The organism is Pseudochelatococcus lubricantis, assembly GCF_011762225.1.
In the GTDB taxonomy this organism is placed as follows: domain Bacteria; phylum Pseudomonadota; class Alphaproteobacteria; order Rhizobiales; family Beijerinckiaceae; genus Pseudochelatococcus; species Pseudochelatococcus lubricantis.
In genome coordinates this window covers 20315-46859 of record NZ_JAASQI010000005.1, presented here as the reverse complement: position 1 = coordinate 46859, position 26545 = coordinate 20315, and the positions used below count along the sequence as shown (strand labels likewise).

At 64.0% G+C, this 26545-nt stretch carries 27 protein-coding genes; 10 read left to right on the top strand and 17 right to left on the bottom strand.

All coding sequences use genetic code 11. The annotated features are described in order from the left end of the window. Positions 1-201 precede the first annotated feature (201 nt). From glpX to FHS82_RS11375, 4 genes are all read right to left on the bottom strand, one after another. On the bottom strand, positions 202-1200 hold the full coding sequence (gene glpX, locus FHS82_RS11390) for a class II fructose-bisphosphatase (protein WP_166952751.1): 999 nt from the start codon (positions 1198-1200) through the stop codon (positions 202-204). A gap of 100 nt (positions 1201-1300) precedes the next feature. Further along, positions 1301-2623 carry a homoserine dehydrogenase gene (locus FHS82_RS11385; protein ID WP_166952748.1) on the bottom strand — a complete coding sequence of 441 codons (1323 nt, stop codon included), beginning with the start codon at positions 2621-2623 and terminating at the stop codon, positions 1301-1303. A gap of 34 nt (positions 2624-2657) precedes the next feature. After that, entirely contained in the window at positions 2658-3875 is a 1218-nt protein-coding gene (locus FHS82_RS11380; RefSeq protein WP_166952745.1) for an LL-diaminopimelate aminotransferase, read from the bottom strand. A gap of 216 nt (positions 3876-4091) precedes the next feature. After that, complete coding sequence (locus FHS82_RS11375; RefSeq protein WP_166952742.1) at positions 4092-4451, bottom strand: hypothetical protein; 360 nt, start codon at positions 4449-4451, stop codon at positions 4092-4094. A gap of 213 nt (positions 4452-4664) precedes the next feature. On the opposite strand from FHS82_RS11375, the gene FHS82_RS11370 reads away from it, so the two are divergent. Next, a complete protein-coding gene (locus FHS82_RS11370; protein ID WP_166952739.1) occupies positions 4665-6473 on the top strand; it encodes a PHA/PHB synthase family protein in 1809 nt (602 codons plus the stop codon). 40 nt (positions 6474-6513) lie between these two features. Here FHS82_RS11370 and argC read toward each other — a convergent pair whose 3' ends face one another. Both argC and speB read right to left on the bottom strand, forming a co-directional pair. Continuing rightward, the gene (argC, locus tag FHS82_RS11365; protein WP_166952736.1) at positions 6514-7464 is read right to left on the bottom strand and encodes an N-acetyl-gamma-glutamyl-phosphate reductase; all 951 of its coding nucleotides are present in this window, start codon (positions 7462-7464) and stop codon (positions 6514-6516) included. 77 nt (positions 7465-7541) lie between these two features. Further along, positions 7542-8495, bottom strand: coding sequence for an agmatinase (gene speB, locus FHS82_RS11360; RefSeq protein WP_166952733.1), 954 nt, complete (start codon positions 8493-8495; stop codon positions 7542-7544). A gap of 461 nt (positions 8496-8956) precedes the next feature. Between speB and FHS82_RS11355 the strand changes: the two genes are divergently transcribed. The 6 genes from FHS82_RS11355 to FHS82_RS11330 all read left to right on the top strand — a co-directional run bounded on the left by FHS82_RS11355 (position 8957) and on the right by FHS82_RS11330 (position 13935). Further along, positions 8957-9754 carry a hypothetical protein gene (locus FHS82_RS11355; protein ID WP_166952730.1) on the top strand — a complete coding sequence of 266 codons (798 nt, stop codon included), beginning with the start codon at positions 8957-8959 and terminating at the stop codon, positions 9752-9754. 135 nt (positions 9755-9889) lie between these two features. Next, positions 9890-10372, top strand: a complete 483-nt coding sequence (locus tag FHS82_RS11350) for a CesT family type III secretion system chaperone (protein ID WP_166952727.1) — start codon at positions 9890-9892, stop codon at positions 10370-10372. A 201-nt stretch (positions 10373-10573) separates the two neighbouring features. Further along, positions 10574-10861 carry a hypothetical protein gene (locus FHS82_RS11345; protein WP_166952724.1) on the top strand — a complete coding sequence of 96 codons (288 nt, stop codon included), beginning with the start codon at positions 10574-10576 and terminating at the stop codon, positions 10859-10861. A gap of 199 nt (positions 10862-11060) precedes the next feature. Beyond that, entirely contained in the window at positions 11061-11813 is a 753-nt protein-coding gene (locus tag FHS82_RS11340) for an NAD kinase (protein WP_343042570.1), read from the top strand. Positions 11814-11816: 3 nt separating this feature from the next. Beyond that, the gene (locus FHS82_RS11335; protein WP_208394201.1) at positions 11817-12842 is read left to right on the top strand and encodes a hypothetical protein; all 1026 of its coding nucleotides are present in this window, start codon (positions 11817-11819) and stop codon (positions 12840-12842) included. Positions 12843-13128: 286 nt separating this feature from the next. Beyond that, positions 13129-13935 (top strand): carbon-nitrogen hydrolase family protein, encoded by an 807-nt coding sequence (locus FHS82_RS11330; RefSeq protein ID WP_166952716.1) that lies wholly within the window; start codon positions 13129-13131, stop codon positions 13933-13935. Positions 13936-14161: 226 nt separating this feature from the next. Here FHS82_RS11330 and thrS read toward each other — a convergent pair whose 3' ends face one another. Further along, positions 14162-16132, bottom strand: a complete 1971-nt coding sequence (gene thrS / locus FHS82_RS11325; protein WP_166952713.1) for a threonine--tRNA ligase — start codon at positions 16130-16132, stop codon at positions 14162-14164. Between the two features lie 51 nt (positions 16133-16183). Next, a complete protein-coding gene (gene yidD / locus FHS82_RS11320) occupies positions 16184-16657 on the bottom strand; it encodes a membrane protein insertion efficiency factor YidD (protein ID WP_166952710.1) in 474 nt (157 codons plus the stop codon). Between the two features lie 94 nt (positions 16658-16751). On the opposite strand from yidD, the gene FHS82_RS11315 reads away from it, so the two are divergent. Further along, positions 16752-17663 carry a MipA/OmpV family protein gene (locus FHS82_RS11315; protein ID WP_166952707.1) on the top strand — a complete coding sequence of 304 codons (912 nt, stop codon included), beginning with the start codon at positions 16752-16754 and terminating at the stop codon, positions 17661-17663. Here FHS82_RS11315 and FHS82_RS11310 read toward each other — a convergent pair. Then, positions 17646-18107, bottom strand: coding sequence for an iron-sulfur cluster assembly scaffold protein (locus FHS82_RS11310; protein WP_166953398.1), 462 nt, complete (start codon positions 18105-18107; stop codon positions 17646-17648). The two genes, FHS82_RS11315 and FHS82_RS11310, sit on opposite strands and share 18 nt — an antisense overlap. Positions 18108-18360: 253 nt before the next feature. On the opposite strand from FHS82_RS11310, the gene folE reads away from it, so the two are divergent. Beyond that, positions 18361-19020 (top strand): GTP cyclohydrolase I FolE, encoded by a 660-nt coding sequence (folE, locus tag FHS82_RS11305; RefSeq protein ID WP_166952704.1) that lies wholly within the window; start codon positions 18361-18363, stop codon positions 19018-19020. An 80-nt stretch (positions 19021-19100) separates the two neighbouring features. Beyond that, positions 19101-19532, top strand: a complete 432-nt coding sequence (gene hisI / locus FHS82_RS11300; RefSeq protein ID WP_166952701.1) for a phosphoribosyl-AMP cyclohydrolase — start codon at positions 19101-19103, stop codon at positions 19530-19532. On the opposite strand, the gene FHS82_RS11295 is transcribed toward hisI, so the two are convergent. The 8 genes from FHS82_RS11295 to FHS82_RS11260 all read right to left on the bottom strand — a co-directional run bounded on the left by FHS82_RS11295 (position 19525) and on the right by FHS82_RS11260 (position 26319). After that, complete coding sequence (locus tag FHS82_RS11295; protein WP_166952698.1) at positions 19525-19917, bottom strand: hypothetical protein; 393 nt, start codon at positions 19915-19917, stop codon at positions 19525-19527. The genes hisI and FHS82_RS11295 overlap by 8 nt on opposite strands. Positions 19918-20149: 232 nt before the next feature. Next, positions 20150-20572, bottom strand: coding sequence for a nucleoside-diphosphate kinase (ndk, locus tag FHS82_RS11290; protein ID WP_166952695.1), 423 nt, complete (start codon positions 20570-20572; stop codon positions 20150-20152). Positions 20573-20693: 121 nt separating this feature from the next. After that, a complete protein-coding gene (locus tag FHS82_RS11285) occupies positions 20694-21347 on the bottom strand; it encodes a glutathione S-transferase N-terminal domain-containing protein (RefSeq protein ID WP_166952692.1) in 654 nt (217 codons plus the stop codon). A 119-nt stretch (positions 21348-21466) separates the two neighbouring features. Next, positions 21467-22447 carry a branched-chain amino acid ABC transporter permease gene (locus FHS82_RS11280; RefSeq protein ID WP_166952689.1) on the bottom strand — a complete coding sequence of 327 codons (981 nt, stop codon included), beginning with the start codon at positions 22445-22447 and terminating at the stop codon, positions 21467-21469. Further along, a complete protein-coding gene (locus FHS82_RS11275) occupies positions 22447-23334 on the bottom strand; it encodes a branched-chain amino acid ABC transporter permease (protein WP_166952686.1) in 888 nt (295 codons plus the stop codon). Before FHS82_RS11275 ends, FHS82_RS11280 begins: the two co-directional genes overlap by 1 nt. Before the next feature lie 192 nt (positions 23335-23526). Further along, the gene (locus FHS82_RS11270) at positions 23527-24732 is read right to left on the bottom strand and encodes an ABC transporter substrate-binding protein (RefSeq protein WP_166952683.1); all 1206 of its coding nucleotides are present in this window, start codon (positions 24730-24732) and stop codon (positions 23527-23529) included. A 95-nt stretch (positions 24733-24827) separates the two neighbouring features. Further along, entirely contained in the window at positions 24828-25571 is a 744-nt protein-coding gene (locus FHS82_RS11265) for an ABC transporter ATP-binding protein (protein WP_166952680.1), read from the bottom strand. Continuing rightward, positions 25564-26319: an ABC transporter ATP-binding protein gene (locus tag FHS82_RS11260; RefSeq protein ID WP_166952676.1), complete on the bottom strand. Its 756-nt coding sequence runs from the start codon at positions 26317-26319 to the stop codon at positions 25564-25566. The genes FHS82_RS11265 and FHS82_RS11260 overlap by 8 nt, the downstream gene beginning before the upstream one ends. Positions 26320-26545: the final 226 nt, after the last annotated feature.

The window sequence follows — 26545 nt, the reverse complement described above, 5'->3', positions numbered from 1 at the left end:
CAGCGATCCTGCCAGGCGCGCCCGAGAACGGAGCGGCTGACGCCGAGAAACGGACGCGCCTCAAAGGAATGCGCTGCGGAAAAGCTTGCCTGGGCCACCTTGCTCGACGAAATGTTGGCTGGAGCATTTCTGCGAAAGATAGAAATGCTCCGTCTGAATGAAAGCGCGCCGGGCGCAGAGGCCCGGCGCGAACAGCGGCAATCAGTCCAGATGGAATTTCGAATGGTCGCGATGCTCGGCGCGGATGCGGCGCACCGTGCCGGTGGCGGAACGGTAGACGACAGTCTCGGTCTCGATGACGTCGCTGCCGAAACGCACGCCGGAGAGCAGCGCCCCGTCCGTCACACCCGTCGCCGAGACGACAACGTCGCCCGCCGCCAGTTCCTCAATGGAATACTTGCGCGCGGGATCGGTGACGCCCATGGCCGCGGCGCGCTCGCGCTTCTCCGGCGTGTCGAGAATGAGGCGGGTCTGCATCTGGCCGCCGACGCAGCGCAGAGCCGCCGCCGCGAGCACACCCTCGGGCGCGCCGCCCGTGCCGATATAAATGTCGACACCGGTCTCGCCCGACGTGGCGGTGAAGATCACGCCCGCCACATCGCCGTCGGTGATGAGTCGCACGGACGCGCCCGTGCGGCGGATGGCGGCGATGATCTCGGCATGACGCGGACGATCGAGCACCAGCGCGGTGATTTCGGAGGGGTGCACACCCTTGGCCTTCGCCAGCGCCTCGATGTTCTGCTCGGGCGTCGCGTCCAGATCGACGAGGCCAGCCGGATAGCCGGGGCCGATGGCGATCTTCTCCATGTAGACGTCGGGGGCGTTAAGCAGCGAGCCGCCCTCGGCCATGGCCATCACGGCGATGGAGCCCGGCATGTCCTTGGCGCAGAGCGTGGTACCCTCCAGCGGGTCGACGGCGATGTCCACCTTCGGCCCGCTGCGGTTGCCGACCCGCTCGCCGATGAACAGCATCGGCGCCTCGTCGCGCTCGCCCTCGCCGATGACCACCGTGCCGTCGATGGACAGGCGGTTCAGTTCGCGGCGCATGGCGTCCACCGCCGCCTGATCGGCCGCCTTCTCGTCCCCCTTGCCGCGCAGACGCGCGGCGGACACGGCGGCGCGCTCGGTGACGCGAACGAGTTCCAGCGTGAGGATACGGTCGATATAGTGGCTGGCTTTCAATTCGCCTTCGTTGGACATCGTGGTCTGCTCCTCGGGGACAAGCTTGAACAGGGGTATGCGCGAACGGCTACGCCATGCTTTCACGTCTTTATCGTGTCATTCGCGGACACGGCGAATACTATTCCCGTTCGATACGGATAACCTGTGGCTTTTCGACGACATAACCCTCCGCGATCGCCTTATCAACCGCGGAGCGAATGGCCTGTTCGGTCGTCGCGTAAGTAATGACCACGACGGGCACCGGCGCGCCCGAACGGCCGGCGGGATCAAGCTGGGCGGCATCCTCGGAGCGGTTCTGGATGATGCTCTCCAGCGAGATGCCGAGATCGGCGAAGCTCGTGACGATAGACGCGGCCGCGCCCGGCTGGTCGGCCACCGTCAGACGCACGTAATAGCCGCCTTCGTGAACCTGCATCGGCTCCTGGATGGAGCGGCCAAGCGAGGCCGCCGGCGCGCCGAACGGCGGGCTGACGAGGCCGCGCGCGATGTCCGCGAGGTCGGCGATCACCGACGAGGCGGTTGCGTCGCCGCCAGCCCCCGGACCGGCAAGGGTGAGTTCACCCACCGCATCCGCCTGGATGTTCACTGCATTGGTGACGCCCATCACACGGGCGATGGGCGAATCGTCCGGCACCATGGTGGGATGGACGCGCTGCTCGATACCCGATTCGGACCGCTCCGCGACACCCAGCAGTTTGATGCGGTAGCCGAGCTTTTTCGCCATGCGGATGTCGAACGCATCGATGGACCTGATGCCCTCGACGTAGACCGCACCGATATTGACGTCGACGCCGAAGGCGAGCGCCGCGAGAATGGTGAGCTTGTGGGCAGTGTCGTAGCCGTCGATGTCGAAGGTCGGGTCGGCCTCTGCGTAGCCCAGCACCTGCGCCTGCTTGAGGCATTTCTTGAACGACAGGCTCTCCTTCTCCATCCGGGTGAGGATGTAGTTGCAGGTGCCGTTGAGAATGCCGGAAATGCGCGAGATGCGGTTGCCGGCAAGCCCTTCCTTCACCGTCTTGATGACGGGAATGCCGCCGGCGACAGACGCCTCAAACGAGAGCGCCACCTGCCGTTCCTCGGCGAGGTGGGCGAGCGCCTCGCCGTGGTGGGCGATCAGCGCCTTGTTGGCCGTGACCACCGACTTGCCCGCGCGCAGGGCCGTCTCGACGGCCTTCTTCGCCGGGCCGTTCTCGCCGCCGATGAGTTCGACGAAAACGTCGATATCGGGCGCGTCCGCCAGCGCGACGGGATCATCGTACCATTGCAGCCCGCCGAGGTCGATGCCGCGGTCGCGCGTCCTGTCACGGGCGGCAACCGCCGTGACGACGATCGCGCGCCCGCAGCGGGCGGCCAGGATATCCTTTTGCTGATCGAGAAGGCGGACGACGGATGCGCCGACCGTGCCAAGGCCGGCGATGCCGACCCGTAAACTTTGCGCCATTATTCAGAACCGGGTGCGATGGAAGGTGCGCAGCTTAGCGATGCGCAGCGAGTGGAACGACGTTGTGCAACGTTTTGTCCGCTGTTTCAAGGAAACGCCGCAGATTGCGGGCAGCCTGCCGGATGCGCTGCTCGTTCTCGACCACGGCAATGCGGACGTATTCGTCGCCATGCTCGCCGAAACCGATGCCCGGCGCGACGGCAAGCTCCGCCTTCTCCACCAGCAGCTTGGAAAACTCCAGGCTGCCGAGTGCCCGGAAGGGCTCCGGAATCTTCACCCAGGCGAACATCGACGCGCTCGGCACCGGGATGTCCCAACCGGCGCGGCCGAACGAATCGATCAGCACGTCGCGCCGGTGCTTGTAGGTGGCGCGCATTTCGCGGATGCAGTCGTCCGGGCCGTTCAGCGCGGCGGTCGCCGCCACCTGAACGGGCGTGAACGCACCATAGTCGAGATAGGACTTCACCCGGCCCAGCGCAGCGATGAGGCGCTCGTTGCCGACCGCGAAGCCGATGCGCCAGCCAGCCATCGAATAGGTCTTGGACATCGACGTGAACTCGACGGTCACGTCGATCGCGCCCGGCACCTGCAGAACGGAGGGCGGCGGCTCGCCGTCGAAATACACTTCCGAATAGGCGAGGTCCGATAGCAGCAACAGGTCGTGCTTCTTCGCAAAGGCCACGAGATCGCGATAAAAATCGAGCGAGGCGACATAGGCGGTGGGATTCGCCGGATAGCAAACGACGAGCGCGATGGGCTTCGGAATCGAGTGCACCACGGCCTTCTCGACCGCCGGGAAGAATGCCGGCGTCGGCTCCGCCGGGACGGAGCGGATGACGCCGCCCGCCATCAGGAAGCCGAAGGCGTGGATCGGATAGCTCGGGTTCGGCACCAGCACCACGTCGCCGGGCGCCGTGATGGCCTGCGCCATGTTGGCGAAGCCCTCCTTCGAGCCGAGCGTGGCGATGACCTGCGTCTCGGGATTGAGCCTCACGCCGAAACGGCGTTCGTAATAGCCCGCCTGCGCGCGCCGCAGGCCCGCGATGCCGCGCGAGGCCGAATAGCGGTCCGTGCGCGGCTTGCCGACCGTTTCCACCAGCTTCTCGATGACGTGGCGCGGCGCGGGCAGATCCGGGTTGCCCATGCCGAGATCGACGATATCTGCGCCCGCTGCTCGCGCAGCCGCCTTGGCGCGGTTGACCTGCTCGAACACATAGGGGGGAAGGCGCTTGATACGATGAAATTCGGTCATGGGTTGGTATCCGGGATTGCCAATGGGCTGAAGGCTCCGCGCCCCAGCCCGGAACGCTCGCTTGAGAGCAGCCTTATACGGGCCGGCGCATCGACGATCATGCGCGAACAGCCGTAAAGGTAACATTTATCATCAACACGCGGCGGGTGGAAATATCTTCCCGGAAATATTTTCGCGGAAACACTTCCCCGCGCAGCCGCCGCACGGCTGCGCCCCTCATTCCAGCGGCGGAATGACCGGCGGCTGCGCCATCGGCGTATTGCCGAGCGCCTTCGCGGTCGCCGCCTCCGACTCGTTGCGCGTCCGGCGCTGGTCGAGGCTTGTCTCCAGCGTCCGCAGTTCATCGGCATTCAACGGCGCATGGCCGCGATCCGGCGGCTTGACGCCCACGGGCTTGTACTCAAGCGCCCCGGGGCGCGACTGCTCGACGAAATCGGCCGATTTCGCCCCCTGCGTCGCGAAGCCGCTCGCAACGGCGACGCTGCGCACGGGGCCGTTGCCCGAGCACCCCGCGCAGGCCCCAAGGACAAGGATGAGAGCCGCAGCCGGCGTCGATTGGCGAAGAACATTCATCATGATCGGCAACTTTCTGCGTGACTGGCGACATTCAAGGCAATTGCGGCTACTTTCATGGGCAGCGTTGCATGTGGGTCATCGTAACGGGGGGCAAGAAGGCTTATGTCCTATAAATCCCGATTGGAGAAGGCTGGCAAGCCTTCTCCCGGTCGACAAGTACAAAAGCCGGCCGATGACCCGCGCCAACCCGGACGCCACGAGGAAAAACAGAGCATGTCGAAGCAGGACGCCAACGCTCAGGCAGAGTTTCCGCTCCCGGATTTCGAAGAGCTGTCGCACAACATGGCAAAGCTCGTCGAGGAAACCGGCAAGGCGACCGCCGCCTATCTGAAGCCCATCGAGAGCGGCCGCACGCCGCCCAAGGGCCCTGCCGACATCTCCGACATGGTAAAGACACTCGGCCAGCTCGCCGAGCAGTGGATCGCCAATCCCCAGAAGGCGATCGAGGCGCAGATGAACCTCGCGAACGGCTTCATCGATCTGTGGGCGACCACGTTCAAGCGCCTCAACGGCGAGGCCGTGGCGCCGGTCGCGCAGCCGCTGCCGGGCGACAAGCGGTTCCGGGCGGAGGACTGGCAGGAGCATCCGGTTTACGACTTCCTCAAGCAGGTCTACCTGATCACCAGCCACTGGGCGGACAACCTCGTGGAGGGCGCGGAAGGGCTGGACGACGCCACGCGGCAGAAGGCGCGCTTCTACGTCAAGCAGATTTCGAGCGCCCTCTCGCCAACCAATTTCCTCGCCACCAATCCCGAAGTACTGCGCGAAACCATCAAGGAAAACGGCGCCAACCTCGTGCGCGGCATGAAGATGCTCGCGGAGGACATCGCCGCCGGCAACGGCGAACTCAAGATCCGCCAGACACCGCCGGGGAGCTACAAGGTCGGCGTCGATCTCGCCACCACGCCCGGCAAGGTCGTGTTCCGCAACGAGCTGTTCGAGCTGATCCAGTATTCGCCCACCACCGAAACCGTGCTGAAGCGCCCGGTTCTGCTGATTCCGCCGTGGATCAACAAGTATTACATCCTCGATCTCACCCGCGACAAATCTTTCATCAAGTGGACTGTCGACCAAGGCGCGACGCTGTTCTGCATCTCGTGGGTGAATCCGGCGGCGAGTCTGGCCGACAAGAATTTCGAGGCCTACATGCGCGAAGGCCTGATCGCGGCGGTCGACGTCGTGCTCAAGCTGACGGGCGAAGACAGCCTCGCCGCGGTCGGTTACTGCGTCGGCGGCACCCTGCTCGCCATGACACAGGCCTACCTCGCCACCAACGGCGACCGGCGTATCGACAGCATCACCCTGCTGACGGCCCAGATCGATTTCACGCGCGCCGGCGACCTCAAGGTTTTCATCGACGAGAACCAGATCAGCGCGCTCGAAGACCGCATGACCACCTATGGTTATCTCGACGGCATCGTGATGGCGGGCGCGTTCAACGCCCTGCGGCCCAATGACCTGATCTGGCCGTATATCATCAACGTCTATCTGAAGGGGCAGACGCCCTTCCCGTTCGACCTGCTGCACTGGAACTCCGACTCCACGCGCATGACCAAGGCGAACCACTCGTATTACCTGAGGAAATTCTATCTGGAGAACGCCTTTGCCAGAGGCGAGCTGAATATCGGCGGCGTGCTCCTCAACCCGAAGAAGATCACAGTCCCGGTCTACGAACTGGCGACGCGGGAGGACCATATCGCGCCCGCCGAATCCGTGTTCCTCGGCGCGCAGCTTCTGGGCGGGCCGGTGCGCTTCGTTCTCTCCGGATCGGGCCACATCGCCGGCGTTGTCAACCCGCCCGCGCGCGTCAAATACCAGTACTGGACGTCGCCGGCCCCGCTTTATGGCGACATCAAGGGCTGGCTGTCGGAAGCGAAGGAGCACCCCGGCTCCTGGTGGCCGGATTGGCTCGCGTGGCTGGAAGCGCAGGCGCCCGAGCGCGTCCCCGCGCGTGATCCCGCGAAGGGGCCGCTGCCGGTTCTGGGCGATGCGCCCGGCGAGTATGTCCGGGTAACGTCGTAACGAGTGACTGGCACGCGCCGCCCCGGCAGGGCGGCGATCGTCACACGCCGAGCATCAGCCGCAGGTTCTGGACGGCCGCGCCGGATGCGCCCTTGCCCAGATTGTCGAGGCGCGCCACCAGCACCGCCTGGCCGTGTTCCGCGTTGCCGAACACGTGGATGTCGAGCCGATCCGTGTCGTTGAGCGCCAGCGCCTCGATCCGGCCGGCGTCCGCTTCCTCCTGCGGCGCCACCGCAACGTTGCGCGCGCCCTCGTAATGCGCGGCGAGCGCGGCATGCAGGTCCGCGGCGGACGGCGCGCCGGGCAGATCGCGCAAGAAGAGCGGCAGGCTGACCAACATGCCCTGCCGGAAGTTCCCGACGGACGGCACGAAGATCGGCTGGCGGGCCAGCAGGCCGTAGGCGCGGATCTCCGGCAGATGCTTGTGCTTCAGCCCGAGCCCGTAAAGCTCGAACGCCGGCGCCCGCGCCGCCTCGTAATCCTCGATCATCGACCGCCCGCCGCCCGAATAGCCGCTCACCGCATTGATCGCGACGGGGAAATCGACCGGAAGCAGCCCGCGCTCAACGAGCGGGCGCAGCAGCGCGATCGCGCCGGTGGCATAGCAGCCGGGATTGGCGACATGGGATGCGCCGGCAATCGCCTCCGCCTGCCCTTCCGCCATTTCCGGAAAGCCGTAGGTCCAGCCCTCGCTCACCCGGTGCGCGGTACTCGCGTCGAGCACGCGCGGCGCCTCATCGCCCAGCGAGGCCGCGAGGCTCACGGCCTCGCGCGCGGCGTCATCCGGCAGGCACAGAATGATGAGGTCGGCGGCGCGCATCATCTCGCGGCGCGCATCCGCATCCTTGCGCTTCTCGGGCGCGATGCTGATGACGTCGACGAGGCCGAGTTCATCGAGGCGCGTGCGGATGCCGAGCCCCGTGGTTCCCGCTTCGCCATCGATGAATACGCGCGGCCGGGCGCCGGCGGTCGGATGCGTCTGGTCGGACATGATAGACCCCTGCTGTGACTGTTTCCGGCATGGCGGCAGCCGGTCCGCCTGTCAAGAGCGCATGCGCACGCCGACGCTCAGCGCACCTTCTCGGCGAGAATTTGCAGATAGTGCTGCACCACCGTGGCGCCGGCGATGGCCGTGATGTCGGCATGGTCGTAGGGCGGCGACACCTCGACGACATCCATGCCCCGCCAGTCGAGGCCACGCAGCGCCCACAGCACCATCAGCGCGTCCACGGCGGCGAGCCCGCCCGACACAGGCGTGCCGGTTCCCGGCGCGAAGGCGGGATCGAGCGCATCGATATCGAAGGAGAGATAGGCCGGCAGTGCCCCCACGCGCTCGCGCACACGTTCCGCGATTCCTGCCGCTCCCAGCACACGCGCCTCATAGGCATCTATGATTTCGATGCCGAAATCGTCGGGGGCAAGGGTGCGCACGCCGATCTGGATCGAGCTGCCGGTATCGATCAGCCCCTCTGCCTCCGCCTGCGTGACGAAGGTGCCATGCGACATGCCGCCGTCCGCCTCCCAGGTATCCTGATGGGCGTCGAACTGCACCAGCGCCAGCGGCCCGTGCAGTGCCACGTGGGCACGCAGCAGCGGCAGGGTAATGGAATGATCACCACCGAGCGTGATCAGTTGCACGCCCGAGGCCAGTATCTCGCCCGCCTGCGCCTCGATCAGCCCCGGCGCCTGCTCGATATGCCTGTAGTCGAACGAACAGTCGCCCCAGTCGACCACGGTCAGCGCGTCGAACGGATCAAGCCCGGAAGGAAACTGCGGATCGCCGTCGAAGATCGCCGAAGCGCGCCGGATAGCCTGCGGCCCGAATCGCGTGCCCGGACGGTTTGAAGTGGCGCAATCAAACGGAATGCCCCAGACGACGGCATCCGCGCCGTCAATGTCGCGGCTGAAGCGGCGGCGCATGAAGGAAAGCGCGCCGGAATAGGTCGGCTCGGCCGACCCGCCCCTGAGATCGCCGAGAAAAGCGTTGTCGGTGGGGCGGGGGCGGATAGGATCGTCGGACAAGGCGGCCTCTCGTGCGCGGATTTGCGGGACGGCGCCCGCCGGGGGGCACCAAGGCTGCGGTGAAGTTGACCGGCGAAAGCGCCGGACGTCAAGCGATATCACCCGAAAGTCCGCACCGCCCCCGATGCGCACGTTCAGCGGCAAATTGCAGCAAGCCTTGACGCTTGCATTATCTCGCGGGGAGATACATTCCCATTGGCCAGAACCTGAAATCAAATAATATGACAGATATATTATTAGACTAAAATTGAATTATTCTTATAATCGTAAATTAAATATAGTATTTATATAAATTTGCCAGCTACATAAAAGACACTTGAAATATTTTATTGGTGATATATGGTGCGAATTATCTTCAATTTTACGTCATTTCATCGACCTTATAAATTTTCCTATTTCGGGGATTTATTATGACTGAGCTATCAGCAAGTACCCATTCGAGTCGGAATACAAGTTATTCATTGGCCGATTTGAATCAAAAGCAACCGAGACTGGGCCTGAACGATAACAATATGCACCGGGCTATCGATGACGCGCTTGATTATATGGGCGGCCCCGGCTACGGCAAACAGGTCAGCCGGCAACTGAAAGACAAGCTGGTCAGCATCGCCGATGACGTCAAAAAGGGCGGCGCGCTGTGGGAATCGCTCAACAACATGAAGGTCATGCACTTCTCCAAAGCGGAGAAGAAAGAGCTTCTTAAGCTTAAGATAGACCAGTTCCCGGATATCAGCGACGCCACCAATGCCCTGAACTATCAAAACCGCGAGAACACCAAACTCGCCGCGAAAGTCGGCCTTGCTGTCGGGCTTGCCCTGCTGACTGTTGCTATCGTGGTTCTCTGCGTGTCAAGCATGGGCAGCGTTGTTCCCCTTGCGGCGGCGATCGGCGTCGTCCTGACAGCAGGCGGCGCCTACTACGGATGGCGCGATGAAAAAACCGCCGACATGAAGGAAGGCGTGTTTCAATCGGGCGTGAAGAAGGTCTTCAGCCAGTTGAAAGGCGACACCGTCGCGATCCAGAGCAAGATCGAGGCGAGCATGCAGAAGGCGCAACACCTTCTCTCCAGGGGCGAGCTGCAGGACGCACATGTGGAGCGCCTCCGGCGCGCGACATCCGCCATGAATACGTTTCTGGTCGAGCTGCAGAAAACCGCGACATCGGATGAGAATACTATTGTAAAATGGCGACCCATAAAAGAGTCGACAGACGATTTGAGAATCATAAATCACGATGTTGATGGAATATTTTTTTCATAGAAAAGATAATAATTTTCATATTAATTCATTTTTTAATACGCAAAATATACACTTTTAAAGGCCATAATTGAAACTTTTGCGCAAAATTTAATTTTGCGGAAGTTTCGTCCGCTGAGACGAATACAGGAGAAAGACATGGTAGCCGCCGCCGATGCCGATGAACTGATCGATGGCTTCGGCCGATCGATCGGCCTCCGGGATGTCGCCTTCGACGAGAACGGAGGAGCCATTCTCATGTTCGACGACATTCTCACCGGGTTCCGGCACGACAGGGACAAGCATCTGATCGCGATGTACGGGCCGGTGATCAACACGGCGATCGACCACGACGCGGATCTCTATGCGGGTTTTCTGGAGCTGAGCCTGGGCTGGTCGCTGGCCGGCAAAGGCTGTGCGGGGTTCAACAGGGATTTCGATCTCCTGTTTTTCGTCAACACCGTTTCCCTCGCTGGACTTGAGCAGGAGCGGTTCAACGCTTTCGTGAAGGAGAATCTCGAAACCATCGAGACGTGGCGGCGATATGCGGCTTCCGGTGCCTTCTCCGGGGCGGACAAATCCCCCGGCCCCTCCGCCGTCTCGGCGACCGACCTCATGGGGGGCTTGCTGAAGCGCGTCTGACAAGATGCCGCTGCGGACGACGATGACGCGGATATCTTGGCGCAAGGCTATCGTGCCACCATATGAAGCTGATCGTTTTGCCCGGCTCCGGCGTTGCGGCGCCACGGGCCGGGAATCAGGAAGGCGTCCGGCATGGACGAGGGATGGAAGACACGCATGACGCATGGTCCGTTTAATACAGGCCGATACGGTTTCACCAGGATGCGGGCAGTCAGACTGAAGCGCTGGCAGCTTGTGCTGGCTTTCGCGGTTGCGGCCACGCTCATGCTGACGCTGGCTGTGGTCGCTGTGAGCGCGTTCCTGCTGATTTTCCCGGCAGTGCTGGTCGGCGGGCTGATCTGGCGCTTCCTCGCCTACTGGCGCGGCGAATCGGCGTCCCGCGCCGGGCGGTCCGGGGGCGATCAGGTCATCGATGCCGAATACGTCATCCTTTCGCACAGGGAAAGGGGCGAGCCTTCGGCCCGGGACGCGGACAGGGACGGCCGGTAACCGGCGCCCCAACCCGCCGCGCCGCGCTTCTTTTTCCTTTGACGCGGCATCTTCTGCGGCTATCTGTTATGGCCACGGCAGGGCATTTCACGCCCGCCGCCGACAGTCACGGATCGTCATGTCAGTGGATCAGGCATACAGCGACGAAACGCCGCAAGGCGCCGCCCTCCCCGGTTACCGGCCGCCGGACTCGCCCGCGGTGGCCTTCGTCGCGAGCGACACCGCGGAGGCGCAGGCAGCCGCCGGCCGCCTGAAGGAGCGGTACGGCGCCAGCGCGCCGGACGACGCCGACATCGTGATCGCGCTCGGCGGCGATGGCCTCATGCTGCAGACCCTGCACCGTTTCATGGGCACCGGAAAGCCGATCTACGGCATGAACCGCGGCTCTGTCGGCTTCCTGATGAACGAGTTCAGGGAAGAAGGGCTGATGGAGCGCCTCGCCGTAGCCCAGCGCAGTGTCGTCCATCCGCTGCTGATGGTTGCCCACGACATTCACGGACAGGAATTCCGCGCCTGGGGTATCAACGAGGTCTTCCTGTCGCGCCAGACCTACCAGGCGGCCAAAATCAGGGTTTGGGTCGATGGCGAGGTGCGGCTCAGGGAACTCATCGCCGACGGCATCATGGTGGCGACGCCCGCTGGGTCCACCGCCTACAACCTTTCAGCCAACGGGCCGATCCTGCCGCTCAACGCGCCCCTGCTGGCGCTGACGCCCATCTCCGCCTTCCGCCCACGGCACTGGCGCGGCGCGTTGCTGCCCGACCATGCCCGCCTGCGCTTCGACGTGCTGGAGGCCGACAAGCGGCCGGTGAACGCCGTGGCGGATCACACGGAAGTCCTCTCGGTCGCCTTCGTGGATATCGCGCTCGACCGTGAGGTGGAACTGGTCATGCTCCACGACTCCGGTCACAGCCTCGATGAGCGCATCCTGCGCGCCCAGTTCGGATATTGAGGCATGGTTTCCGCCCGCCATAGGCCGCAACACGGCGCCGCGCGTGGCACATCATGGCGCGGCCGGGCGGCGGTGGCCACCGTGATGGCGCTTGTCGCCGTGCAGCCGTGCGACATCGCGCGCGGGCAGGAACGGTACGAACCGCCGAAGGCCATTCCCATCACCCCTGCGCTTCCCATGGAGAGCCCGACGCCCCCCGTCGAGGGCCCTGCGCTGCGGATGGAGAGCCCGGCCAGCGATGCGCCGAAGACGTTGCCACAGGCGCTTCAGGGCGGGCCGCAGATGACCCACGCGCTTTCGCTGGCGGCGACACTCGCTGGCAGCGAGATGCCGATCCAGTCCGGGCTGGTATGGCGCATCTACGCGGTGACGCCCGGCGCCGCGCCGACGCCGGTGTCCGAGCTGACGGAGGCCACGCCGCGCCAGTCCCTGCCACAGGGAAACTACATCGTCCACGTTTCCTACGGCTTCGCGAGCGCCATGGCGCGCGTTGCCCTGCGCGCGGATTCCGTTTCGCGGCTGGCGATCGCCGCTGGCGGGCTGCGCGTCACCGGCGCGGTCGGCAAGGAGGCGATTCCGGATCAGGACCTCACCTATTCGGTCTACCTTCCCGAACAGAACAATCCGGAAGGTCGGCTGGTGACGGAGAACATCCGCTCCGGCGAAATCGTGCGACTGCCGGCGGGCGATTATCACGTGGTGTCGAACTACGGTACGTCGAACGCCATCGCGCGCGCCGACCTTTCGGTCGAGGCGGGCAAGGTGACGGACGCGACGATCAACCATCGCGGAGCGCGCGTCACCTTGAAGCTCGTCGCTGGCGAGGGCGCGGAAGCGTTCGCCGGCACCGCCTTCAGCGTGCTGACCCCCGGCGGGGACACGATCCACGAGGAAGTGGGCGCATTCACGTCGCTCATCCTCGCCGAGGGAGATTATGTCGTGGTCGCCCGCCACGAGGGGCAGGTCTATTCGCGCGATTTTACCGTCAGGAGCGGCATCGATAACGATGTCGAGATTGTCGGGCGTTAGAGCGTTTTCCGATCGCCGGAGGCCATCCTATCGGCAATAAATCTCTCTAAATCAAAGACTTTATGAGACGATCCGGCTTTATAAATCGGATCGCGCCCCAACATCAGCGTGCCGAACTACCGCTAGTAGTTGCGAATAAAACTTATAATATGGTAAATACTTATAATAATCTTCCAACTATTCAGAATTATTATAAAAATTTCGCCAATTCCAGCATGCGATATTTTTTTGATGATATGCACCGCGCGGGCTTGGCAGATCGTCGTAAAACCGTCACGATTCAGCGATGACGAATCTCGTGAAACCATTGATTATCGCAGCGGCGCAAAGCCACATAACGGCAGACGTTCATGCCAACGGCCGCCATGTGCGCGCGCTGATGCAACGCGCCAGCGAAAAGGGGGCGCGCCTTATCCACTTCACCGAATGCGCTCTTTCCGGCCGCGCCAGAAACCAGATCAACAACTGGCACCGCGTGGACTGGGAGGCGCTCGACGCCGAACTCACGGAAACGGCCGACCATGCCCGCAAGCTCGGGCTGTGGACCGTCATCGGCAGCAACCACCGCCTGCCGCCGCCGCAGGAGCCGCACAACAGCCTCTATGTCATCTCGGACAAGGGCGTGATCGTCACGCGCTACGACAAGCGCCTGTGCGCCAGCGACGGATCCAGCCTCTGGTATACACCGGGCGTCACGTCGACCAGCTTCGTCGTTGACGGCTATCGCTTCGGTTGCGCGCTGTCGACGGAGGTGCACTATCCGGAACTCTTCGCCGCCTACGAGCGTCTCTCCACGGACGTGGTACTGCTGTCCTGCTATGCCGAGGAAGCGATCGTCGCCATCGAGGCACAGGCCCACGCGGCGATCAACGCGCTGTGGATCGGGCTATCGACGCCAGTCGCCACCAGCCGCGGCCTGCCCGGTGGCGTCATCGGGCCGGACGGCAACTTCCTCGTCCGCGCCCGGCGCGGACAACCGGCGATCGTCGTTGCGGCAATCGATCCCGCCCGCCCGGAATATGCCAACATGCAGGATCGCACGCGCCTGCGCCGGACGCAGGAGAGCGACGCACCGCCGCCGGCAACGGTCTGACCCTTGAAAAAGCGTGGCACTTGGAGTGTTTCTGTCAAAGACAGAAACACTCCAGCATTTGCCTGTGGCAGAAAAAGATTCGCTTTTTCGACGCTTATAGCATTTCGACATTTCATTGAAACGCCGAAATGCTATAAGTTTTTGATATTACGCGCTTTCTTCACGCAAACCGGTATCCACTTTGCTTGAAAACGCTTTAGGCGCGTTGCCCGTCAGACGCGATGCGTCACGCCGCTTCGTCCGCCGGCGCGGCCACGCGGCGCAGGTCCGGCGGCAGGCTTTCGTCCACGAGCGCCCGCAGCGCCTCGTCGAGCGTCAGTTGTTGCTGTGCCTGCGAACCGAGACGGCGGATCGAAACAGTGCGCTGCTCGCCCTCCTTCTTGCCGACGACGAGCAGCACCGGCACCTTGGCGAGCGAATGCTCGCGCACCTTGTAGGTGATCTTCTCGTTGCGCAGGTCGGTCTCCACGCGCAGACCGCGCTTTTCCGCCTCCGCCGCCACCTCGCGCGCATAGTCGTCGGCATCCGACGTGATGGTCGCGACCACCGCCTGCAGCGGCGCGAACCACAGCGGGAAATGGCCGGCATAGTGCTCGATCAGGATGCCGAGAAACCGCTCCATGGAGCCGCAGATGGCCCGGTGAACCATGACCGGCGTCTTCTTCTGCCCGTCCTGATCGACGAAGAAGGCGCCGAAGCGCTCCGGCAGGTTGAAGTCGACCTGCGTCGTGCCGCACTGCCAGTCGCGGCCGATGGCGTCGCGCAGCACGTATTCGAACTTCGGCCCATAGAAGGCGCCTTCGCCCGGGAAAATCTCCGTGCGGATGCGGTTGCCGGAGCGTGCGCGGATTTCCTCCAGCACGTTGCCCATCACCTCCTCGGCGTGGTCCCATAACTCGTCACTGCCCACGCGCTTCTCCGGGCGCGTGGAGAGCTTGACGACGATGTTGTTGAGATCGAAGCCGAAGTCCCCATAGGTCGAGAGAATCAGGTCGTTGATCTTGAGGCATTCCGCGGCGAGCTGGTCTTCGGTGCAGAACACGTGCGCGTCGTCCTGCGTGAAGGCGCGCACGCGCATCAGCCCGTGCAGCGCACCGGAGGGCTCGTAGCGGGACACGGAGCCGAATTCTGCAAGTCTCAGAGGCAGATCGCGGTACGACTTGAGACCGTGCTTGAACACCTGCACATGGCCCGGGCAGTTCATCGGCTTGATGGCGAAGACACGCTCGTCCTCCGTCTGGGTGACGAACATGTTCTCGCGATACCATGCCCAGTGGCCGGAGGTCTCCCACATCGCCTTGTCGAGAATCTGCGGCGTATTGATCTCACGGTAGTCGCCGTGCAGCCGGCGGCGCATGTAGGCGATGAGCTGCTGGAACATGGTCCAGCCCTTGTCGTGCCAGAAGACGACGCCCGGCCCTTCCTCCTGGAAGTGGAACAGGTCCATCTCGCGCCCCAGCCGGCGGTGATCGCGCTTTTCCGCTTCCTCAAGCTGGTGGAGGTAGCTGTCGAGATCAGCCTGCGCCGCCCACGCCGTACCGTAGATGCGGGTGAGCATGGGGTTGTTCGAATCGCCGCGCCAGTACGCACCCGCCACCTTCATCAGCTTGAAGGCGGTGCCGATCTTGCCGACGCTCGTCATGTGCGGGCCGCGGCAGAGGTCGAGCCAGTCGCCCTGCCTGTAAATCTTGAGGTCATCGCCCTCGGGAATGGCGTCGACGAGTTCCACCTTGAAGTGCTCGCCCTTGGCGCGGAAAAAATCCTTCGCCTGATCGCGCGTCCAGAGTTCCTTGGTGAAGGGTGCGTCGCGCGCGACGATCTTCTTCATCTCCGCCTCGATGGCGGGGAAATCTTCGGGCGAGAATGGCTCGTTGCGCGCGAAATCGTAGTAGAACCCGTTCTCGATGACCGGGCCGATGGTCACCTGCGTGCCGGGCCACAGCGTCTGCACCGCCTCGGCCAGCACGTGCGCGCAGTCGTGGCGGATCAGTTCCAGGGCGCGCGGATCCTCGCGGGTGATGAACTCGATCCTTGCGTCGACGTCGACAGGGTCGGAAAGGTCGCGGACCGTGCCATCGATCGCCATGGCGACGGTGCGCTTCGCCAGCGATTTGGCGATGCTTTCGGCGATCTCGCGTCCCGAGATACCGGGTGCATACTGGCGCTCCGCGCCATCGGGAAATGTCAGGGTAATCATCAAACTTCTCCAGCTCACTCCTGCAAACGGGGCAGGTAAGCGTTCACGCGATCATGGGACGGTTCGGGAAGCGGGCGTCGAGGCTTCGCCGCCATCCGTTTCGACGGCCTCGCAGATCATGGATGCCTTCGTCTCCGAAGTCTCCGTCATGGCGGGAGCATAGGTGCTCCGCCAGCGCCCGTAGGTCCACGGCTTATACCATCGGTGCCCTTCGGGCAACGCCTCCGGCACCAGATCGAGCCCGTGCGTGCCGAAGGGATGGCAGCGGCAGATGCGCGCCGCGCCCATCCAGCCGCCCGCCCACAGGCCATAACGGTCGATCGCCTCGTCTGTATAGGACGAACAGCTCGGCAGATGGCGGCAGTGACGGCCGAAGACGGATGACAGCGTGAGCTGGTAGACGCGAATCAGAAGGCGCGCCACTGCCACGCCGGGCCGGCGGAACGGCTTCGGAAACGGCCTGTCATCGCCCAATTTGCATCCGACCTTCCATGGGTTATAGCTGCCGGGACAGCACCGGGCCATGCTCCGCGGCCACGGCCCGCCTAACCGCCGGCTTGCTAACCAATTGGTGAACTTTATGCAAGACAATCGCATCAGCATTAATTGGAGGTATGCCGTGTTGCGTTTCGCATTCTCCCGTGGAGCGGCGCTCGCCGTGGCGGCGGGCGTTCTTTGTTTCGACGCGGTCGGTGCAAGCGCCGTGGCGCAGGACGCCGGCTATGATCCCTACGCGACGCAAGGGTCGGCAAGCTCCGGTTCCGTCTTTCCGTATTTCTCGCCGACGCCGGTGTCCTCGGCCCGATGGGTCGCGACGGTGAGCGCCAACGTCAATGTCGGCCCGTCCTTCATCGGCTCCGACAAGTATACGTTCACGCCCTATCCGCTCATCAGCATCCGCCGTGGCGGGCAGGCCCGGCGCCCCAGCATTCCGGGCGACGGCTTCCAGCTCGACCTGCTCAACCATGAGTATCTGAGCTTCGGCCCTGTCGGGCGCTACAAATCCGGCCGCTACTTCGCGAATGACCGCAAGCTGTTCGGCCTGCGCAAGCTGCCGTGGACCGTCGAGGGCGGCGCCTTCGTGGAAGTGTGGCCGACGCATAACCTGCGCGGGCGCGTCGAGGCCCGCCACGGCTTCCGCGACGAGGACGGCTGGGTCGTCGATCTCGCCGCCGATTTCGTGCAGCCCTTCGGCCAGTTCACCTTCACCGTCGGGCCGCGCGCGAGCTGGGCCAGCGGCAAGTCGATGCGCAACACCTTCGGCGTGAACGAGTACGAGGCATCGCTCAACAATCTGGTGTTTCCGCAGCATGGCCTCTATGCCTACAAGCCGGAGAGCGGTTTCCAGAGCGCAGGCGCGGCGACGTCGCTCGCCTACCGCCTCAACGACGCCTGGAGCGCCACGGCGACCGCCTCCTACAGCCGGTTGGTGGGCGATGCGGGCCGCAGCCCGATCGTGCGGCGGCTTGGCGGCGAGCGCAACCAGTTCAACTTCGGGCTGACGGCCGCCTACTCATTCGGCGTGAACTGAGCCGGCCGGCTGCAGCCGGCGCGCCTCTATCCGCGCAACGGCGTCGACGACGGCGTCGAACGTCAGCAGGGTCGAGGCGTGACGGGCGGGATAGTCGCGCACCGGCTCCAGGGCGGCGAGCGCGCTCCAGCGTCCGGAGGGCGGCGGGCCGCCCTGCTTGAGCATCAGCCGCATGGTTTCGCGTACCTCGCGCAACTCCTGCGCGCCGGAGCCGACGACGAGCGCCCCCATCACCGAGGCCGATGCCTGCCCCAACGCACAAGCCCGCACCTCATGGGCGAAATCCATCACCGTATCTCCGTCCATCGCCAGGTCGACGATGACGGTGGAGCCGCAAAGCCGCGAATGCGCGGTCGCGGTGGCGTCGGGATGTGCAAGCCGGCCGAGGCGTGGAATATCGGCAGCGAGCGCGAGAATCTGGCGGGTATAGATATCGTTCAGCATGTTTTCCGCAATCGCGGCGCCCGCCTCCTGGCGAGCGCCCTGCTCTTTCAGTTTCATGGGGCGTGGACACCGGAGCGGAGCCCGCCACCATTCTATGTTTGTTATGGCACTCGCCGCGCCGCCGGCCGACGGCTATCATTGCGGCACAGCCTGCAATGCCTATATAAGATATCCCTTTGGGGGTTGAATACCCGTCAGAAACATTGCGGAAGTGGTCCGTCATACCGGGCCGTCAAACAGCGGGAGGCACCACATGGATGCCGTGGTTAAGCCCTTGTCCGCGCGTAAGGCAGTTGTTGCCGACGCTGGCAAGCCAGGTTCGGATTCGGTTGGCGGGAAAGGCCCGCGCAGGCCCACACGGGCGGAGGCGGAGGCGGCAGTGGAGACGCTGCTGCGCTGGATCGGCGAAAATCCGGCCCGCGAGGGGTTGGTCGACACGCCCAGGCGCGTCGTGAAAGCCTACGAAGAACTCTTCGCGGGCTACGGCGAGAACTCCGCCGAGGTGCTCGACCGCGTTTTCGAGGAGGTCGAGGGTTATTCCGACATCGTGCTCGTACGCGATATCTCGTTCTTCTCGCATTGCGAGCACCACATGGTGCCGATCATCGGCAAGGCGCATATCGCCTACTACCCCGCGCGCGGCGTCGTGGGGCTGTCGAAGCTCGCCCGCGTGGTCGACGTCTTCGCCCGCCGTCTGCAGACGCAGGAGGCGTTGACGGCGCAGATTTCCGACGCGATCAACGACGCGCTGCAACCGCGCGGCCTCGCGATCATGATCGAGGCGGAGCACATGTGCATGGCGATGCGCGGCATTCAGAAGCAGGGCGCCTCCACCATCACCACCCGCTTCAGCGGCGTGTTCGCGGATGATCCGGCCGAACAGGCGCGCTTCATGATGCTCGTCCGCGAGTGACGGCCTCATCCGGCATGGGAGAAACTCGTTCTTCCATGCTGATATAAAACAGATATCGCATTCCGTATCGGAATTTTGCCGTGCTCGATTCTCTATTCCCGTCCCCCGCCTCGGCCAACAGGCAAACCGTCGAGGAAGGGCTGCAACTAATGCCGGCCTTCGACGCCAACGGGCTTGTCACCTGCGTGACGACGGAGGCCGACAGCGGCCAGTTGCTAATGGTGGCGCACATGAATGCGGAGGCGCTGCGCCGCACCATCGAGACCGGTGAGGCGTGGTATTGGTCGCGCTCGCGCCGGACGCTATGGCACAAGGGCGATACCTCTGGCCAGATCCAGACCGTCGTGGAAATGCGCGTCGATTGCGATCAGGATGCCATCTGGCTCAGGGTCAAGGTCGCCGGCGACGGCGGCTGCTGTCACACCGGCCGCTGTTCCTGCTTCTATCGGCGCGTCCCGGTCGGCAAGGGCGTGTGCGAGCCGCTGGAGAAGGATGGCTCGGCGGTTACTTGAGCTTGCACTCGGCCTGTGCCGCTTCCGCCTTGGGACGGGCGGTGGCGTTGAAGACGCCCGCCCGGCGGAAGGCGTCGAACTCGTCCGCCGTCAGCGCCTGCGTGATCTTCCGCGCGAAGCACGCGCAGCGCTCGGCATAGCTGTCGGTGTTGTCCCTGGAAGTGCCCCACTCCCGAATCACGCAGCTATCGAGGATATGCGTGCGGACGGCCTCCGGGCTCGCGTCGCGCAGATCGACTGCACCGGCGACCGGCGCGGACTGCGGCGGCGTGGCACCGGCGCGGGCGGGTTCTATGGCGAACGGACCAGGGCCCGCCACTCCTGCCAGAATAGCCCCCAACATCAGCACCCTGACAGGCCAGCCCCTGAACGCTTGCATCGCCATGCCCCTGCATCCATGTGCCGGAGCGTTCCGTCGTTTCACGGAAACGCTCCAGTTATTTGTTTTGGCGCATTTTCTTCACGCGAACCGGCACCCGCTTCGCTTGAAAACGCTATAACGATCCCGCGATATCCCATTTCATTGCTGAAGCGAAACGGTTTTCAGGAACGGACAAGAAAAAAGCGTGGCTGCGTCCTGCGCGCCACGCTTGCTTCGGAGGCCAGGGGCCGTACGGTCAGCCGACGATCTCGTTGCCCGCGAAGAACTGGGCGATCTCGACCTGTGCGGCCTCGGGCGAATCCGAGCCGTGGACGGAGTTTTCGCCGACCGACTTCGCGAACAGCTTGCGGATGGTGCCTTCCGCCGCGTTCTCGGGGTTGGTGGCGCCCATTACCTCACGGTACTTGGCGATAGCGTTCTCACCTTCGAGAACCTGCACGACGACGGGGGCGGAGATCATGAAGTCCACCAGTTCGCCGAAGAACGGGCGCGCGCTATGCACGGCGTAGAACGTCTCCGCCTGCGTGCGGGTGAGCTGGATGCGCTTCTGCGCGACGACGCGCAGGCCCGCAGCCTCGATAACGGCGTTGATGGAACCGGTAAGATTGCGTTCCGTCGCGTCGGGCTTGATGATGGAGAAGGTGCGCTCTAAAGCCATGATGTACCGTCTGAAACCTTATGTTAGCGATAGTGCCGTGGCTTATAGCGGCATGAAACGTCAGCCACAAGACAAGCCGTTGCCTTCGCGCCGGGAAATCCGCCTGTCCGACGCATTTTTCTCATGTTTTCGGCGCATCCGCCGTCACCGCGAGGCCGCGCTGCACGGCAGGCCGGGCGAGAACCGCCTCCAGCCAGCGCCGGAAATGGGGAAACTCCCCGATATCCTGCCCTTGCCACTCCCACATCTTGCTCCAGCCGACACAGGCGATATCGGCGATGGAATAGTCGCCGGCGAGGAATTCCCGGTCGGCGAGACGGCGGTCGAGCACACGGTAGAGGCGCGCCACCTCCTTCGTATAGCGCGCGATACCGTAGGGGATCTTTTCCGGCGCGAAGATGCGGAAGTGGTGCACCTGCCCGGCCATCGGCCCGAGCCCGCCCACCTGCCAGAACAGCCATTCCTCCACTTCCACCCGCACGCGCTCGTCGGCGGGATAGAGCTTGCCTGTCTTGCGGCCAAGATACTGGAGGATCGCCCCCGATTCGAACACTGAGACCGGTATGCCGCCCGGCCCGTCCGGATCGACGATGGCGGGAATGCGGTTGTTGGGTGAAATCGCGAGGAACTCCGGCCGGAACTGCTCGCCCTTGCCGATGTTGACCGGCCGCACCCGGTAAGGCAGGGCCACCTCCTCCAGCATGATGGCGATTTTCCATCCGTTGGGCGTCGGCCAGTAGTAGAGGTCGATCGGTTCCTGCGCGCTGCCTGCCATCGGCCCCTCCGCCTGCTGTCACGGGCCGCACCGGCGCCCCCCGGCCCGGACGACGATGCCATCATACCATGCTGCCCGCGCCGCTTCGTGCGTAACGTCACGCCGCGGATCGCGGCGCGTCACAGCGGCCGTTTCGTCCAGCGCGACAGCACGCCGATGATGCCCTCCCGGAACAGCAGCACGCAGACGACGAACACGATGCCCTGCACGATCGGCACCCACGCACCCAGAGTCGCGAGATAGTTCTGCATCGACACCACGACGATCGCGCCGACCGCGGGGCCGAAGATCGTGCCCATGCCGCCGACGAGCGTCATCAACACTACCTCGCCCGACATGCTCCAGTGCACGTCGGTGAGCGAGGCAAGCTGGAAGACCAGCGCCTTCGTCGCACCCGCAAGGCCTGCGATGCCGGCAGAAATGACGAAGGTCGCGAGCTTGTATTGCACCGTGCGGTAGCCGAGCGAGATGGCGCGCGGCTCGTTGTCCCGGATCGCGCGCAGCACCTGCCCGAACGGCGAATGGATGATGCGGAAAATCAGCAGGAAGCCGGCGAGGAAGATCGTCGCCACGACATAGTAAAGCGTCCGGTCGTCGGTGAGCGGCAGCACGCCGAACAGGACCCCGCGCGGAACCGACTGGATGCCGTCCTCGCCGCCGGTGAACTCGGATTGCAGCGAGACAAAGTAGATGAGCTGCGCCAACGCCAGCGTGATCATGGCGAAATAGATGCCCTGCCGCCGGATCGCCAGCGCCCCGAACACCGCGCCGAGCACAGTCGCCGCCGCCGTGCCCGACAGGATCGCGAGTTCCGGCGGCAGCCCCCATACCTTGGCGGCATGCGCGCTGATATAGCTCGCGAAGCCGAAGAACGCCGCGTGCCCGAAGGACAGCAGCCCGCCGTAGCCGAGCAGAAGGTTCAGCGCCGAGGCAAAAAGCGCGAAGCACAGCACCTTCATCAGGAAAACGGGATAGAGGAAATATGGCGCGACGAGAATCACGCCGACGAGCACGGCCAGAAGCACGCCGTAAGTACGCCCCGACGGCCGCGCTCCGTCGCCCTCCACAGCGGCGGGAACCGCAACATCATGCGCGCTCATCAGGCAGCCCTCCCGAACAGGCCGGCGGGTTTCACCAGCAGCACAAGGATCATGATCACGAAAATGACGGTCGAGGACGCCTCCGGGTAGAACACTTTTGTCAGCCCCTCCACGATGCCGAGCGCGAAGCCGGTGACGATCGAACCCAGGATCGAGCCCATGCCGCCGATCACCACCACCGCGAACACGACGATGATCATGTCCGCGCCCATGTTGGGGTTCACGGAATAGATGGGCGCCGCCAGTACGCCGGCGAAGGCGGCAAGCGCCACGCCGAAGCCGTAGGTGAGCGTCACCAGCAGCGGCACGTTGATGCCGAACGCCTGCACCAGCGTGGGGTTCTCCGTCGCCGCCCGCAGGTAGGCGCCAAGGCGCGTTCGCTCGATGACGAACCACGTCGCGAGGCACAGCGTAAGCGAGGCCAGCACCACCCACGCCCGGTAGTTGGGCAGGAACATGAAGCCGAGGTTACGCCCGCCCGCAAGTTCCGGCGGAATGCCGTAGGGCAGGCCCGAAACGCCGTATTCGTTGCGGAAAATGCCCTGGATGATCAGCGCGAGGCCGAAGGTGAGCAGCAGACCGTAGAGGTGGTCGGCGTTCCGCAGCCGCGCCAGCAGCAGCCGCTCGATGACGACGCCCGTGATCCCGACAACGACCGGCGCGGCCAGCAACGCCCACCAGTAGCCGACGCCCGCATATTGCAGGAGCATCCACGCCACGAAGGCACCCATCATGTACTGCGCCCCGTGGGCGAAGTTGATGATGTTGAGCAGGCCGAAGATAATGGCGAGGCCAAGGCTCAACACCGCATAGAACGAGCCGTTGATCAGCCCCAGCAGAAGCTGGCCGAACAGCACCTGAGAGGGAACGCCCAGAAGTTCAGACATCGACAGGCCTTTCAGCGGCGGCACCGGATGCAGCCGGTGCCTCACGGGTCGCGCCGCAGATGAATTTCATGATTACTTCCATTCCGGCAATACGTTATATTTGAATATTCAGATTTTGCGTTATGCCTCGCGCAGCCCGCCTGCGGACACGCTCCGGCAGTCTCTGCGACTGCCGGAGGGCTTTCCCGCGTCTCAGCTCTTCTTGACGAGTTCGCAGCCGCCGGCGTCGAGCGGCCGGAAAGCTTCCGCCGCCGGGATGACCGAGAGCTGGTTGTAATAGTCCCACGGCCCCTTGGACTCGGACGGCTTCTTCACCTCGAACAGGTACATGTCATGCACGTGACGTCCGTCGACGCGAATCTCGCCCTTGCCGAACAGCGGATCTTCGGAGGGGTTGGCGCGCATCCACTCCAGCACGGCCTTCGTGTCCTTGCTCTTGAGCGCCTCGACGGCCTTCAGGTAATGCAGCGTGCCCGCATAGACGCCCGCGTGCACCATGGTCGGCTTGCTGCCGCCGTGGCGGGCCGCGAAGCGCTCGGACCACGCGCGGGTGCCGTCATTCTGGTCCCAGTAGAAGGCTTCCGTCAGTACCAGCCCCTGCGCCGCCTCAAGGCCGAGCGCATGCACGTCGGAAAGGAAGACGAGCAGGCCCGCGAGCGTCTGGCCACCGGCGACGATGCCGAATTCCGATGCCTGCTTGATGGCGTTGATGGTGTCGCCGCCCGCGTTGGCAAGGCCGATGACCTTGGCCTGGGACGCCTGTGCCTGCAGCAGGAACGACGAGAAGTCGCTGCCGGGGAACGGATGGCGCACCTGCCCCAGCACCTTGCCGCCAGCCTTCTTCACCACTTCCGCCGTGTCGCGCTCCAGCGCATGGCCAAAGGCGTAGTCCGCCGTGAGGAAGAACCAGGTATCCCCGCCGCGCTTCACCAGCGCCGTGCCGGTGCCGTAGCCGAGCGCGTAGGTGTCGTAGGTCCAGTGAATGGTGTTCGGCGAGCACTGCTTGCCGGTGAGGTCCGTCGCGCCGGCGCCCGAGTTGATCAGGATCTTGTTCTTCTCGCGCGTGATCTGCGACACCGCCAGCGCCACGGAGGAGGTCGGAACGTCGAGGATGACGTCAACGCCGTCCCGGTCGTACCACTGGCGGGCGATGTTGGAGCCGATGTCCGGCTTGTTCTGATGGTCGGCGGAGATGATCGAGACGTCGATCCCCTTCTCCTTGGCCTTGAAATCCTCGACGGCGAGTTGCGCCGCAACGACCGACCCCTCACCCGAAAGATCCGCGTAGACGCCGGAGCGGTCGTTCAGCACGCCGAGCTTGACGGCAACCTGCGCCTCCGCCGCGCCCATCGCGCCGATCGCGAAAGTGGTAGCCAGCAACCATGTCCTGATGCCCATCGTTTTCCCCTGAATTGCGCCTCAACTGGCTGTGAAACACATCTGTCGTTATTATTGTCCGGCCCGCGCACGGGCCGGAAAGGCCGCACACCCGCTCATACGCCGAGATAGCCGTGGAGCTTGTCGATGTTGGCGTCGAGTTCGTCGTTGCGGATCATGTCGACCACCCGCCCCTGCTCGACCACATAATGCCTGTCGGCGACGGTGGCGGCGAAGCGGAAGTTCTGCTCCACCAGCACGATCGTGAAGCCGTCCTGCTTCAGGCGCGCGATGGTGCGGCCGATCTGCTCGACGATGACCGGCGCCAGCCCCTCCGTCGGCTCGTCCAGCAGCAGCAGGTTGGCGCCTGTCCGCAGGATGCGGCCGATGGCCAGCATCTGCTGCTCGCCGCCGGAGAGCTTCGTCCCCTGGCTGGAGAGCCGCTCCCGAAGGTTCGGAAAGAGCGTGAATATCTGCTCCGTGGTCATGCCGCCAGGCTTCACCTGCGGCGGCAGCACGAGGTTCTCCGCCACGGACAGGCTGGAGAAGATGCCGCGCTCCTCCGGCACGTAGCCGATGCCGAGCTGCGCGATGTGCCGCGAGGCCATGCGGATCGTCTCCCGGCCGTCGAAAACGATCGAGCCCGTGCGCTTGCGCAGGATGCCGATGATGGAGCGCAGGGTCGTAGTCTTGCCCGCGCCGTTACGCCCGAGCAGCGTCACGACCTCGCCCGGCGCGACATCGAAATCGATGCCGTGCAGAACGTGGGATTCGCCGTACCACGCCTGCAGATTTCTGACGGCGAGCAGCGGCGCCGTCGCGGGCGCGCCGCCCGCAACACGAACGGCGGCCTCAGGCATGCATTCCCCCCATGTAGGCTTCCACCACCCGCTCGTCGCTGGAGACCGTGGCGTAACTTCCCTCCGCCAGCACCTTGCCGCGCGCCAGCACCGTGATGCGGTCCGACAGCGAGGCGACGACCGACAGATTGTGCTCGACCATCAGGATCGTGCGATTGGTCGAGACGTGGCGGATGAGCGCCGCCATGCGGTCGACATCCTCGTGCCCCATGCCGGCCAACGGCTCGTCCAGCAGCAGCATGGAGGGGTCCAGCGCGAGCGTCGTCGCCACCTCCAGCGCCCGCTTGCGGCCATAGGGCAGTTCGCCCGCCCGCACCGAGGCGTAATCCGCGAGGCCCACCGCCTCCAGCAGCTCCCTCGCCTCCCGGTCGTAGCGGGTCAGCACGCGCTCGGAGCGCCAGAAATCGAACGAATCGCCCCTCCTGCGCTGCAGGGCGACGCGCACGTTCTCCAGCGCCGTGAACTGGGCGAAAACCGCCGAGATCTGAAATGAGCGCACGATGCCCAGCCGGGCAATCTCGGCCGGCTTCAAAGCCGTGATATCGCGGCCCTTGTAGAGAATCGTCCCTTTCGTGGGCGTCAGGAACTTCGTCAACAGGTTGAAGCAGGTCGTCTTACCCGCTCCGTTGGGGCCGATCAGCGCGTGGATCGTGCCCTGTTCGATGTTCAGATTAACGCCGTCGACAGCCTTGAAACCCTTGAATTCTATCGTCAGATCGCGTGTTGCGAGAATAGCCTCGGCCCGCATCCGGCGTTCTCCCTGAATATTGTTTTTACATTGTTATTTTTGTGACAACGATGACCGAATGTTTCTACACGGCAACCTGAAGCTACCCTCGGAAAATTATTGCGCGCGCAACCAAGCCATTCGCAAATCATGCATTAGATATGCACTGAGAGCATTACGCGGAAAGCAGCCGCTGTCAATCTCCCGATAGCGGGCAGCATGAAACTGCGCTGCATAATGTGGAAGG